General features: G+C 36.0%; 14 protein-coding genes and 1 pseudogene. 2 read left to right on the top strand and 13 right to left on the bottom strand.

What is annotated here, in order from left to right:
* The 10 genes from C1631_RS00435 to C1631_RS00390 are packed head-to-tail and all read right to left on the bottom strand — an operon-like array spanning position 1 to position 7,494.
* Positions 1-213 (bottom strand): hypervirulence associated TUDOR domain-containing protein, encoded by a 213-nt coding sequence (locus C1631_RS00435; RefSeq protein ID WP_109709688.1) that lies wholly within the window; start codon positions 211-213, stop codon positions 1-3.
* Between the two features lie 40 nt (positions 214-253).
* Positions 254-799 carry a DUF488 domain-containing protein gene (locus tag C1631_RS00430; RefSeq protein ID WP_103249605.1) on the bottom strand — a complete coding sequence of 182 codons (546 nt, stop codon included), beginning with the start codon at positions 797-799 and terminating at the stop codon, positions 254-256.
* Positions 800-821: 22 nt separating this feature from the next.
* A complete protein-coding gene (locus C1631_RS00425; RefSeq protein WP_103249603.1) occupies positions 822-1,739 on the bottom strand; it encodes a bestrophin family protein in 918 nt (305 codons plus the stop codon).
* Positions 1,740-1,769: 30 nt separating this feature from the next.
* On the bottom strand, positions 1,770-2,255 hold the full coding sequence (locus C1631_RS00420; RefSeq protein ID WP_109709686.1) for a molybdopterin-dependent oxidoreductase: 486 nt from the start codon (positions 2,253-2,255) through the stop codon (positions 1,770-1,772).
* A gap of 21 nt (positions 2,256-2,276) precedes the next feature.
* A complete protein-coding gene (locus C1631_RS00415) occupies positions 2,277-4,670 on the bottom strand; it encodes an FdhF/YdeP family oxidoreductase (protein WP_109709684.1) in 2,394 nt (797 codons plus the stop codon).
* 23 nt (positions 4,671-4,693) lie between these two features.
* A complete protein-coding gene (locus C1631_RS00410; RefSeq protein ID WP_103249749.1) occupies positions 4,694-5,044 on the bottom strand; it encodes a DUF7009 family protein in 351 nt (116 codons plus the stop codon).
* Positions 5,045-5,083: 39 nt separating this feature from the next.
* Positions 5,084-5,971 (bottom strand): formate dehydrogenase accessory sulfurtransferase FdhD, encoded by an 888-nt coding sequence (gene fdhD / locus C1631_RS00405; RefSeq protein ID WP_109709682.1) that lies wholly within the window; start codon positions 5,969-5,971, stop codon positions 5,084-5,086.
* Positions 5,972-6,019: 48 nt separating this feature from the next.
* Positions 6,020-6,436 (bottom strand): molybdenum cofactor biosynthesis protein MoaE, encoded by a 417-nt coding sequence (locus C1631_RS00400; protein ID WP_109709681.1) that lies wholly within the window; start codon positions 6,434-6,436, stop codon positions 6,020-6,022.
* A 46-nt stretch (positions 6,437-6,482) separates the two neighbouring features.
* The gene (locus C1631_RS00395; RefSeq protein WP_109709679.1) at positions 6,483-6,725 is read right to left on the bottom strand and encodes a MoaD/ThiS family protein; all 243 of its coding nucleotides are present in this window, start codon (positions 6,723-6,725) and stop codon (positions 6,483-6,485) included.
* A gap of 19 nt (positions 6,726-6,744) precedes the next feature.
* A complete protein-coding gene (locus C1631_RS00390; RefSeq protein WP_109709677.1) occupies positions 6,745-7,494 on the bottom strand; it encodes a sulfite exporter TauE/SafE family protein in 750 nt (249 codons plus the stop codon).
* A 210-nt stretch (positions 7,495-7,704) separates the two neighbouring features.
* Here C1631_RS00390 and C1631_RS00385 point away from each other — a divergent pair, with 210 nt between their 5' ends.
* Both C1631_RS00385 and C1631_RS00380 read left to right on the top strand, forming a co-directional pair.
* A complete protein-coding gene (locus C1631_RS00385) occupies positions 7,705-8,631 on the top strand; it encodes a Dyp-type peroxidase (RefSeq protein ID WP_103248931.1) in 927 nt (308 codons plus the stop codon).
* An 82-nt stretch (positions 8,632-8,713) separates the two neighbouring features.
* Positions 8,714-9,957 (top strand): annotated as a pseudogene (locus tag C1631_RS00380) (RNA polymerase sigma factor).
* A 102-nt stretch (positions 9,958-10,059) separates the two neighbouring features.
* Here the strand turns inward: C1631_RS00380 and C1631_RS00375 are convergent.
* The 3 genes from C1631_RS00375 to C1631_RS00365 all read right to left on the bottom strand — a co-directional run bounded on the left by C1631_RS00375 (position 10,060) and on the right by C1631_RS00365 (position 11,770).
* Entirely contained in the window at positions 10,060-10,674 is a 615-nt protein-coding gene (locus C1631_RS00375) for a DUF1062 domain-containing protein (RefSeq protein ID WP_103248928.1), read from the bottom strand.
* 368 nt (positions 10,675-11,042) lie between these two features.
* Complete coding sequence (locus C1631_RS00370) at positions 11,043-11,366, bottom strand: transposase (RefSeq protein ID WP_103249044.1); 324 nt, start codon at positions 11,364-11,366, stop codon at positions 11,043-11,045.
* A complete protein-coding gene (locus C1631_RS00365; protein WP_103249043.1) occupies positions 11,342-11,770 on the bottom strand; it encodes a YfdX family protein in 429 nt (142 codons plus the stop codon). Before C1631_RS00365 ends, C1631_RS00370 begins: the two co-directional genes overlap by 25 nt.
* Between the last annotated feature and the right edge of the window lie 325 nt (positions 11,771-12,095).

Raw genomic sequence — 12,095 nt, 5'->3', positions numbered from 1 at the left:
CTATTGAATTTTGGTAAGAGCAGAACCTTTGTGGGCTGCAATGTGATCAGACTTATCGCTTTTAATTTCATATTGCGGATCATCTTCACTCGCACGATGGGTATATCCTTTATAATCGAAGTCTTTGGTGTGAACCTTTATAATTGTTCCCGATACCCTGCCTGCTTCTGAATTCCAGCTTACCTTATCTCCTGTTTTGAATTTTGTTTCCATACACTTAATTACGATTTTTTTTGCGATACATGGCTTTTAACTAGTCAAACAAACCTACATCAGAATAGAAAACTTGACCATCCCATACCCTTGCAGGGGAAGTGTAGGAATGCTCTTCCACCTTATTGACATTCATTATGTGTTTAACATTCCACCCTTTGACTTTTAAATAATCTGAAACCAAAGCTCTGTGACAACGCCACCAGACGGCTTCAGAACACATAAAGGCAGTTGTTTTTTTTAATGCAATATTTTCCAGTTTTTCTATCGCCTGTACAAATTCGTTGGTTTGCATGTAATCTGCATATCCACGGAAGGATTCATTTCGCCAGCGGGTATTCACTGAATTGAGCTGTACTTTTCTTCTGCCTCCCAACTCTTCCATATGCAAATAATCTATACTATCTTCCGGCAGCATACGTTCAAGATTATCTTTGCTGAACCACGGATATTTTTTAGACCCGGGAAATCGTCGGATATCAAAAAGTTCTTTTATATGGAAAGAATTCAACATCTTTATAAAGTGTTCCCAATCATGAACAGAATGTCCAATGGTATAAATAACCGGTTTTTCTGTATTTTCCATCCCAATATCCGTTTTTACAACATCAGTCAATGATATTCTGTGTTACTTTTTTGGAAGCTGCAACTGGTTCTCCCGCCATTTCATGAATGGTTTCTGCAATCATAACAGACATACTATTTAGAGCCAGATCGTTAGCTTCTGTACCGAAAGGTTCTTCAATTTCATCTGCAATGGCTTCAAAAGCTACAAATGTGTATGCTATAAACACAACAATAAGAGGAGTAAACCACCTGAGTGAATCTACGAGGCCAAACGGTAATAAAAAACAATAGATGTATACTGTACGATGTAATAAAACCCTATAGCTATATGGAATCGGGGTTGAAACAATTCTTTCACATCCGCCTACAATATCTGAAAGCTTATCAAAATTTTCATCAAAACGTGCCTGCTGAATAGAATCAATACAACCTTCATCCTTTATTTTTTTTACCCAGTCAGCCATTAATTTCATAATCACTGTGGGTTTATATTTTGATGCGGCAACAATTGTAAGCTGGTCTTCTTTAAGTCTGTTTTGTAAATCCTCATGAGCATCCGTTCCTCTTAACTGATGTTTTAATGCGAAAATAAAAGCACCTAATAATTGTATAAACTCAGAAACGGAAACCGTATTGCAATCTGAATTTTTAAGAGTTAATGCCTGCCGGGTTAATGATCTTGCCGTATTCAATAAGGCTCCCCATAATTTTCTTCCTTCCCAGAATCTCTCATAACTTACATTGTTCCGAAAACCAAGAAACAGAGCCAGTACAAAACCAAACAGTGTTAATGGAGCCGGATTAAGTGGAATTTTAAAGGAAAAAATGATTCCACGTAAATATACAACTCCCAGAGACAAAATAAAAAGTAAAAAAAGACGTGGCAACAGCCCCGGTAAAACCGAACCGTGCCATACAAAAAGCATTTTGAACCAGTGTTCCTTCTTCCTGATAATCATACGAACTTTGTAAAGTCTTCAATATAAAAATTATTTTTGAATCTGCCCCACAGTCAATGCTTCCAATTGGTAAGAACTTCTTGCCGGTTTTTTCTCTCCTTCCACAATAAGACGAAGAGGTCCTTTTGATTCAGGCAGTAGTTTTCCATCAACGGTATCGGCTACAATTACATTTTTATCTGCAATGGAAGCATCCAGTTCTGCCAGTGAAAACAAAACCTGGTATCCGTCAGAACACTTTGCCAACAGATACTTTGAAAGGTTTTCACCGTGAAGGTCTTTCCCTGAAGGTACACCGGCCATAGATAAAATTTCAGAAAGTGAAACCCCGGCATATTTATGAACAATCCCATCTTTATCTTTTAATGAAGCTTCTTTTCGGGGCATCTTTGATAAATCAGTCAGATTCAGTTCCAGTAGCTTTGAAACATCTCCGCTTACTTTAAGTTTGAATCCTGACTGGCAAAATAGCCATCCTGAAATTAATAAGAACGCCAAAGGCAGTATTTTTTTCATGTAATACTCGGATTATGATGGTCATGGTCTTTGAACAGCTCCTCTGTAGAGCATCTGATCTACTTTTTTATAGACTTCAGGATTATGTTTTTTTATTTTAATCTTAACATATTTGGAGGCCGGCATATTGCTCTCTTTTACCACATTATTTACAGAGACCAGTACATTGGTTTCCGGAAAATAGGTAACTGTATTTTTTTCAGGAATCTGATAAGAAACAATAATAAACAATGGGGCAATTCTTTCTATACCGTCATCAAAGTTGTATAAATCCACTTTATCTCCGGCTTTAAATCCGGCCTTATCAATATCTTTCTGGTTCATAAAGATGACACGTCGTTCATTTTTAATTCCGCGGTATCGGTCATCAAGCCCATAAATAGTGGTATTAAACTGATCATGGGTACGGGTAGTTGCCATCATGTATTCATCTGCTTCAAGGCTATTATCCGGTATTTCCGTTAAAGTAAACGGAGCCCTGCCACGTAATTCTTTAGAAAAACTTTGTTCATCTCTTGCAGCATTCGGAAGATAGAAGCCCCCTTTTTCTCTTACACGAACATTATAATCTGTAAATCCAGGAATACACTGTTCAATAGCATCCCTTACAGCGTCATAGCTATCATGATATAATTGCCAATCTACTACAGATCTGCTTCCCAGCGTAGCCATGGCCATTCGGCATACAATCTGTGTTTCATTGATTAAATTATCTGATACGGCATCCAGCATCCCTTTTGAACTCTGCACCACTCCCATTGAGTTTTCAGTACTTACAATCTGTATTTCTCCGTTTACAATGTCTTTATCACTACGTCCATAAGTTGGCAGAATCAGTGCTTCTTTACCATGAACAAGATGTCCTCTGTTGAGTTTGGTTGAGACACATACCAACAGATTAAGCTTTCTCAGAGCATTTGCTGTATAGGTAGTGTCTGGCGTTGCAGACAAAAAGTTTCCTCCCATACAAAACATTACTTTTATTTTTTCCTCATGAATTGCCTTGATAGCTCTTACAACATCATATCCGTGTTTGCGGGGCATTTTAAATCCATAGAAGTTTTCGAGACGATCAAGTTGTTCATCAGTAGGTTTTTCGTCAATCATCATGGTTCTGTTTCCCTGTACATTGCTGTGACCACGAACGGGGCACACTCCTGCTCCCGGTTTACCGATACTTCCTTTAAGTAAAAGGATATTAAGAATTTCCCTGATCATATCTACTCCGTTAGGTTGCTGGGTAAGCCCCATTCCCCAACTGACGATGATACGTTTTTTGAAAGCAATCATCTCTGCAGCCTGATAAAGAGCTTCCTTAGATACTCCTGACAGATCAGCCAGTTCATCCAGCCTAAGATGATCAAATTGTTTTAAAAACTCTTCATATCCAACCGTTTTATCTCTAATAAACTCTTCATCAAAAACTTTACCCGGATTTTTCTTTTCAAATTCTATTAAGAGGAGTTCAAGAGCTTTTAACAGCGCCATATCACCATTGATTTTCACGGGTAAATAAAGATCTGCAAGCTGTACCCCACCTGTAAGAATAGCTTTCACGTTTTGTGGATTAATGAACCCCATTAAACCAGCTTCCGGCAATGGATTGACCGCAATAATTTTGGCTCCGTTTTTCTTTCCTTTTGCTAAAGCACTCATCATTCTTGGAGCATTCGTTCCTGGGTTTTGTCCTATAATGATGATGACCTCAGCTTCATAAAAATCTTCCAGGGTTACAGTTCCCTTCCCTATTCCAATAGTCGGGCGTAGTGCTGATCCTGAAGTTTCATGACACATATTGGAACAGTCAGGCATATTATTCGTTCCAAATTCTTTAGCAAACAGCTGATACACAAATGACGCCTCATTACTGGTTCTTCCTGAAGTATAAAAAGCCGCTTCATCCGGCGATTCCAGCGCATTGAAATGATCTGCTATTTTTTTGAAAGCATTGTCCCAACTTATAGGCTCGTAATGAGTTGCCCCGGGAGCCAGATACATGGGATCAGTAAGTCTTCCCATCTTTCCAATTTGATAATCATCCAATTGGGCGAGGTCATATACTGAATTTTGCTTAAAGAACTCAGGAGTCACCCTCTTAGTTGTTGCTTCTTCTGCAAGGGCTTTCGCTCCGTTCTCACAATATTCCCCTAATACTGAGCGTTCATCATCGGGGTCTGGCCAGGCACAGCTTGGACAGTCGAAACCACCCATCTGATTCATTTTAAACAAAGCTCTCATTCCTCTGACAGGAGTTCTTTCTTCAAACAAATCACTGAAAGCAGCCAACACTGCCGGCATTCCTGCTGCAGCTTTTTCTACATGTGTCAGCTTCAGATCTAACAGGCTAAACGGATTCTCAGCATTAGGTTCTTTGCTGATTTCCTCCTCTATTTTCTTTTTATTGTTGTCTTCCATAACCTCTTATATGTATTAAGTGATTAGCATGTAAGATTAGGATTCGGGTAATTATCGCTCTGATCTTCCATGGTATTGTCTATGCAAACAAAATCTTTTTCTATCAGGAGACTTACAGCACCTGTCTGACCACTGAAACCAACAATATCGGTTGACACTAATTCTTCAATCATTGCCACAGGCATCTTTAGCACTATTCTGTTTTCAATAAAAGCTGCAGACAATACATCATTCTCTGTTTTTTCTATCATATAAATAAAAGGGCTGTCGATAAACTCAGTCGCACTGGAAACAATACCATTCTTACCTAGTTCTGCAACCTCTGATTGAGTTAAACGAAATCTTACTGAGTTGTCTTTTATTCTTATTTTCATTGCTTTATTTCTTTTTTCCACTAAAATTTGTGACCCATTTTACTTTTTTGCCACGAATGCACGAATTATTTTATGGGAGTTACTTTCGTGATAAATATTAAACCGGTTTTCCCGAAGAAACCCTAACAATGTTATATCAAATTCTTTTGCCAGATCTATTGCGAGACTTGAAGGAGCACCGATAGCAGCAACTGCAGAGATACCAGCCATCGCTGCCTTCTGAATCAGTTCAAAACTTGCTCTCCCACTTAGTACCAAAATTATATTTTTCAGGGGAAGTTGGTTGGTAAACAGCGCATGTCCAATCAATTTGTCTAATGCATTATGCCTGCCAACATCTTCTCTGAGTGCCAGCAATCTTCCACTGCTATCAAAAATACCTGAAGCGTGGATTCCCCCGGTAGCACTAAAGTTATTCTGAAAAGATCTTAAGTTTTCTGATAATTGATATAGAATTTCCAACGGTATTATAAGAGGTTCTCTCTCCATAGTATGAAATGAACTTACCGTCCGGATAGACTCTATAGAACCTTTTCCACAGACTCCACAACTGGATGTTGTATAAAAATTCCGGTCTGTCTTCATCAACTGAGGAACGAAATCGTCTGCCAGATTTATAATAATTACATTATCCTGATTTCTTGAGCAATCAGCGTCCGGGCGTTGTACACTCTTGATCTGATTATCGGCTGAAATAATTCCTTCAGTAAACAAAAAGCCTACTGCCAGCTCATCATCATTACCTGGAGTTCTCATGGTTACCGATATATTTTTAGATTCTCTATGATCTTTTGGACCATAGGAAACCCTTATTTCCAAAGGTTCTTCCACAGCAATATCATCTGTAGAAGGAAAATTTTCATTGCCTTTTACTTTTATAATATCGATCTGACGTACCGATTTATTTTCTAATAGATTGGTTTTCATATCTGAATGATCTGATATAGTAAATATACGAAATTTAGCTCTCTAAAATTATGGATGAGCAGAAACCCATTCTTCTCCATCTTCAAAAATTTCCTTCTTCCATATGGGAACAGTTTGCTTTACAGTATCAATGATGAAACGGCAAGCCTCAAAAACGGCATCTCTGTGCCCGTCACCCACAACAATTATTACAGCTGCATCACCCGGAAACAAAATTCCGGTTCTATGATGAACCACCACATTACGAACGGAAAATTGCGCTACAGCCTGATCCACGATCTTTTTGATTTCCCTGATAGCCATGGATTCATAGCATTCGTATTCCAGACGTAGAACCTTTTTATTTTTTGTCATATTACGAACTGCTCCTATAAAGGTGGCAATCCCCCCACTACCTAAATCCTTTGCTACATTGAGGCATTCTGTAATACTTAAGGGATTATCCGTTATTTTTATATCAATCATTTTGTTTCTATTTAGTCTTGAAGAAAGATCGTGTGAATTAATCCTTTTATCCCCCACTTACCGGAGGTATTATTGCAATTTCTTGAGCACTGTTAACCATCTGATCATCTTCTGCATATTCTTCATCCAGAGCAACAAAGTAAGATTTTAATTTTTTCAAGTCCGGGAATTCTTCTTCCAGTACTATTTTCAATTCTTTTACGCTAAGGCTTTTTTCTGTTTCAATTTCTTTTTTTGAGGCTCCGAAAATGTCTTTTACAATTCCAAAAGCTAATATTTTTAGTTTCATTTTTATCTTTTAAATTAGTCTACCAGTATTTAATTAAGACGTTTACCCCGGCTACAAGGACAAGAACTGCTGTCATTCTTTTTATAACCAAAGGATTCCATTTGAGAGATATTCTGGAACCTGTTTGTCCTCCAATAAAAACGGCCAGACACAAACTAATGACTCTTACAGAATCAATTCCTACAGTCAATTGGGATGCTTGTCCGAAAATCCCTGAAATAGAATTCACCAAAATAAAAACACTAGATACAGCAGCAATCTTCCTTGGAGTATCCCATTTCATAAGATTAAGCAGAGGAGAAAGAAAAATTCCACCTCCAATCCCTACCAATCCGGAAAGAAAGCCTATACCTCCTCCCAACATACTGTTTCCAGATACAGATTGTTTTGAGACGTCAATTGATTTTTCGTCATATCTGGTATCTGTCTTTATCCATAAGAGTATGGCTGCAATAATTAAAGTAACTCCTAAAATCAGAAAAAACGTTTCCTGACTGATCTTTACTATTGCACCCAAGTACGCCATTGGAACACTCATGAAAGTAATGGGGATTGCTTTCTTCCAATCTATTTGCTTATTTCTAATATAAATATAAACTCCTCCCACAACAACAATGACATTACAGATCAAGGCCGTTAACCGTATTTCCTGATACGGAAGATTATACATGGCCAAAACCGCAAGATAACTTGATCCCCCACCGAATCCCACTGATGAATACACAAAAGCGATTATCAAAAAAAAGAGAAATATTTCCCAATGCTCCATCGTCTTTTACTGAAGTTTAATTGTATTACAATAATACTCATTTTTAAGGCTGGTATAAGAAGAAAAATATAAAAGTCTTTGCTATAATTTGTGAAAAAAATGTCATAAATTGTTTATCTAAAGAATACAGTAATGAGGTATCATGATCATTCATTACATTTGATTTATTAGAAATAATCAGAAATGCCTAAAAACGAAACACAGAACAAAATGAATTCTCAAAATGTCACCGATTATCCAAACAATAACACCTATTTTCTTGTCTGGAATTTTAAACAAGAAATAGATTCTTCTATAATAAAATCTGTATTTCAGCGAATGTGTGCCCTGGTCACCAATCTTAATAATTCTGCGCTTGACCGGTTTCCAGATTCAAAAGCAAGTTGTGTGATGGGTATAGGATATGAGGCATGGTCAGAGCTTGAACTGCCTACACCATTACCTAAAGAATTTAAAAGTTTTGAAGAAATAAAAGGAAGTAAACATACTGCTGTGAGTACCCGGGGAGATCTGCATTTCCATATTCGTGCGGATGAAAAAAGTTTTGCATACGATATGGCCTCTACAATCTCTGATTTTATGAAAGATATTGCAAATTGTGTAGTTGAGGTTCAGGGATTCCGGTACTGGGACAGCAGATCTATTCTTGGCTTTGTAGATGGAACTGAAAACCCACACGGGCAAGATCGCGATTATTTTGCGGTGATCAATGAAGGGGATCCTCAGTACGCCGGGGGCAGTTATCTTTTTGTTCAGAAATATATTCACAACATGAATGCATGGAAATCACTTTCTGTGGAGGATCAGGAAAAAGTTATCGGAAGATCTAAAGAACAGGATATAGAAATGGATGATGATGTAAAACCTAAAAATTCCCATATTGCATTAGCTAATGTAGGAGATGATTTTAAGGTAGTAAGAGATAATATGCCCTTTGGAAATGTGGCCACTAATGAAATGGGAACCTATTTTATCTGCTATGCAAGTACTTTCAGTACTGTAGAAAAAATGCTGACCAATATGTTTATTGGTGATCCGGTGGGGAATTATGACAGAATTCTTGATTTCAGCAGCGCTCAAACAGGAACTTTATTTTTCGTTCCTTCGGCAGATATGCTGGATGAGTTTTCTTCTTAGGTTTCATAACCATAGGTCCCTGTTATATACACTCAATCGTCATTCTGTATTTACCAGTATTATACCATCTAGTTTTAATTTGATGAATCCAAATGAATTAACTCCGCATTTATTCAGGACAGAGTACAGCAAAATTGTGGCAGTCCTTTGCAAATCTTTCAATATAAAGCATATTGAGATAGCAGAAGATATTGCCAGTGAAACATTTCTCAAAGCTTCAGAATATTGGGCGGTAAACGGGCTCCCGGAAAATCCTGCAGCATGGCTGTATACTGTGGCAAAGAATAAGACAAAAGATTATTTTAAACATAGCGCTATTGTTGAGAAAAACATACAACAGCAAGCAAAAATTAATGATACAGAACTATCACAAGTGGTTGATTTTGATTTCAAAAATATCTCGGATAGCCAACTGGAAATGATCTTCTGGGTTTGTAACCCCATTAATTCTCAGGAAACACAAATCAGTTTAGCACTCCAAATTTTGTGTGGTTTCAGCGTAGAAGAGATTGCTAATGCATTTCTTTCTAAAACAGAAACGATTAAAAAACGTTTACAAAGAGGAAAAGAAGTTCTTAGAACACGACATTTTAAAATAGAATCACTGAGCAAAAAGGATATCCTGCTACGACTTGAAACTGTATTAAAAACATTGTATCTATTGTTTAATGAGGGCTATTTTTCGCGAAGCAATAGCATTTTAATTCGTAAAGACCTTTGTCTGGAAGCGATCCGATTAACTTTAATATTAACAGATTATCCATTTACAAATACTACCCAAACTAATGCTTTACTCGCTTTAATGTGTTTTCAAAGTTCCCGGCTTGATGCCCGGATCGATCATCAGGGAGAAGTAATTCTTTTTGATCAGCAAAATAAGGCTTGCTGGGATCGTGAACTGATAGAGAAAGGTAATTATTATCTGGTAAAGGCTTGTGAAGTAAGCAGTATCGAAATTTCAAAATATCATTTGGAGCCGCTATCGCGTATTGGCATACTTCACCGGCAAATCAACAAAAATGGAAATCTATTTTAGATTTGTACAATCAGCTTGTTATAATGGAGTACTCTCCTATTACCGCCTTAAACAGAACCTTTGCTGTTTCTAAAGTCTTTGGGAATGAAAAAGCTATTATTGAAGCTGAAAAGCTCAACCTTAAAGGCAATGAATATTATCACGGATTACTAGGTTATTTATATACGGAAATCAACAATGAATTAGCAATCACCCATTATGAAGAAGCTATTCGTCTTACAAAATCAGAGGCAGAACAACAAACTTTATTAAAGCATATCAATATTTTACATCCATCTGAAAAATTCTGAAAGTATAAGAAAGGGCTGTACCACGACGGAACAGCCCTCTAATGAAGTGTTTATCTGCGTGCAACATTAAATGCAGGTCTATTCTATTTCCGGAAAACGTTATTACACAATCTTTGCACTACAGATCGAAAGAAGCTTTTCTTTATCTATATAAACAATATCACCATCTTTGATCTTATGTTTTTTTTGTAAAGATTTTTCCTGAACCGAAATCGCATTCATTTCAATTAATTGATCCAGTTTTCCTGATGAAAGTCCCAGACAGGTTCTGACAACTGATGAAATTTTAAGCCCAAATTCAAGGGGACACTTTATTATAAACATCAGCTCTTCATTATCCGGCTTCGCCATGTCTTCTAAAATATCACTATATAGTATATCATATTCTACACTATCCAAATCAGCTTCCACATTATTTTTCTTTCTGATTTCGTAAGAAAATGCATACTTCCAGGCAAGATCTACATTGTTTTCCGAAAACTTATTAAAAATTTCTTTGGTTATGGATTCTGTCCTGATCCTGGAAAACAAAGTCATATTATAGCGGCTTTTACATTTTACACACCTGTAAATCAGCCATATATCAATATTCTTTTTTTGAGCATTTAATCTAAATTTATCACTGCAGTAAAATCTTTCACCATCACAGTGGTTACATTTCTTTTTTAGAAGGGGGGTATTTCTGGTTTTTACCTCCCATATATGTTGTTGACTCATTACTTATTACCATTCTTATGATTCTTGTTTAGTTTTTACATATTATTCTATTACGATACTACCTGATGCATGAGATCAGATAATAGAAATAGCCGATACCATTGCTTTTTTGAGCAATGTTTTTAATAATATGTTTCAAATGACAACCTGTTCAGGTAGAATTACCCAAACAAAAGAATGATTAGCCTGTGGTTATTAAGGCTAATGCTAAGCGGTAATAGGTTTACGAGTTGTTCCCAAAACGAGTTATTTACTTTGTTATGATAAAAGTAATTAATTTTAGTAGATTATCTTCAAAAATTACATAAAATATAACAATAACCATCTAAATTCCGGTGAATAAAAATTAAATAAAAATCATTTTACATTTACAGGAATTGTTTTTTCCATTTGGCCACAGAGTTTCTGCTTAAAGAAAAATGGATTGCCACTTCTTTATTATTTAATTTATTCTTTTTCTGGTAATTCAAAATTTCCAGAATATCCGTCTTTGTATAAGATTTATGTTTGCCCGTACTTTTTTCTGTACATCCAAAAATTTTTTTATTTAATGCAATAATTTCTAATGCTGATAAATTTGGCTTTTCTAAAAATTTTCTACATTCTTCAATTTTATGGGGAAATTTTTTATTGATAAGATCAGTATAGATTCTCTGATAATTAGGTTCTATTTTTTGTTTCTGTCCATCCATTTGTGTAGTGTTGTTTCAGGAATTCTGTATTCTTCTATAATCTGGCGTTTACTTTTTTCACCGGTTTCAATAAGTTCCAATACAAACTCAATAATTTCAGGTGTGTAAATACTTTTACGGAATCCGGGTACTGCAGATTGCTTTTCTGGAGTATATTTATAATCGGAAGAAGCGCCTAATGAAGCATACACAATTAAGTGTTTACTATAGATTCTGAAAAAATCATATTTCAGTAATTTGCTCCATTGTAATATGACTTCTGTATCTAAGCTTTCGGCCTGGTACATAAGTTCTACTTCTTTTTTGCTGCATTGTAAAAAATTACAGATCTCCACGATTCCTACTTCATTTTCTGAGGCTAATTGCTGTATTAAAGTCCCTATAGGTATGTGCTTAAAATTCATTCTAGCCTCGTCAATTATTTATAATTTAATATTAAGTATGACATCATATATTGAAAATAAGTCACCAAACACAATATCATCAATATTGACAAATATCTTTTAAATACCGGTTTAACAATAATTATAGGAACGACAATTTGTATACATTTGAAATCTGAGACATATACAATATATATACAACACGCACACGGCGTTACAAATCAACACATTACAACCTCCACTGTTTTACTATCATTTTAACAAACCATTCGTATATTTACAATAGAGAAAATAGAGAAGGTGCGTAATTATTAAAACTGAAAAAATACGATAGAATAAAATTTTT

Origin of the sequence: Chryseobacterium phosphatilyticum (assembly GCF_002899825.2) — a bacterium.
GTDB lineage: Bacteria > Bacteroidota > Bacteroidia > Flavobacteriales > Weeksellaceae > Chryseobacterium > Chryseobacterium phosphatilyticum.
The sequence above is the reverse complement of the archived record's forward strand: the minus strand, read 5'-3'. Positions and strand labels throughout refer to the sequence as shown.

Coding starts and splice junctions, on each gene's coding strand:
- C1631_RS00435 (WP_109709688.1), bottom strand. CDS start 213: ATGGAAACAAAATTCAAAACAGGAGATAAGGTAAGCTGGAATTCAGAA.
- C1631_RS00430 (WP_103249605.1), bottom strand. CDS start 799: ATGGAAAATACAGAAAAACCGGTTATTTATACCATTGGACATTCTGTT.
- C1631_RS00425 (WP_103249603.1), bottom strand. CDS start 1,739: ATGATTATCAGGAAGAAGGAACACTGGTTCAAAATGCTTTTTGTATGG.
- C1631_RS00420 (WP_109709686.1), bottom strand. CDS start 2,255: ATGAAAAAAATACTGCCTTTGGCGTTCTTATTAATTTCAGGATGGCTA.
- C1631_RS00415 (WP_109709684.1), bottom strand. CDS start 4,670: ATGGAAGACAACAATAAAAAGAAAATAGAGGAGGAAATCAGCAAAGAA.
- C1631_RS00410 (WP_103249749.1), bottom strand. CDS start 5,044: ATGAAAATAAGAATAAAAGACAACTCAGTAAGATTTCGTTTAACTCAA.
- fdhD (WP_109709682.1), bottom strand. CDS start 5,971: ATGAAAACCAATCTATTAGAAAATAAATCGGTACGTCAGATCGATATT.
- C1631_RS00400 (WP_109709681.1), bottom strand. CDS start 6,436: ATGATTGATATAAAAATAACGGATAATCCCTTAAGTATTACAGAATGC.
- C1631_RS00395 (WP_109709679.1), bottom strand. CDS start 6,725: ATGAAACTAAAAATATTAGCTTTTGGAATTGTAAAAGACATTTTCGGA.
- C1631_RS00390 (WP_109709677.1), bottom strand. CDS start 7,494: ATGGAGCATTGGGAAATATTTCTCTTTTTTTTGATAATCGCTTTTGTG.
- C1631_RS00385 (WP_103248931.1), top strand. CDS start 7,705: ATGAATTCTCAAAATGTCACCGATTATCCAAACAATAACACCTATTTT.
- C1631_RS00375 (WP_103248928.1), bottom strand. CDS start 10,674: ATGAGTCAACAACATATATGGGAGGTAAAAACCAGAAATACCCCCCTT.
- C1631_RS00370 (WP_103249044.1), bottom strand. CDS start 11,366: ATGGATGGACAGAAACAAAAAATAGAACCTAATTATCAGAGAATCTAT.
- C1631_RS00365 (WP_103249043.1), bottom strand. CDS start 11,770: ATGAATTTTAAGCACATACCTATAGGGACTTTAATACAGCAATTAGCC.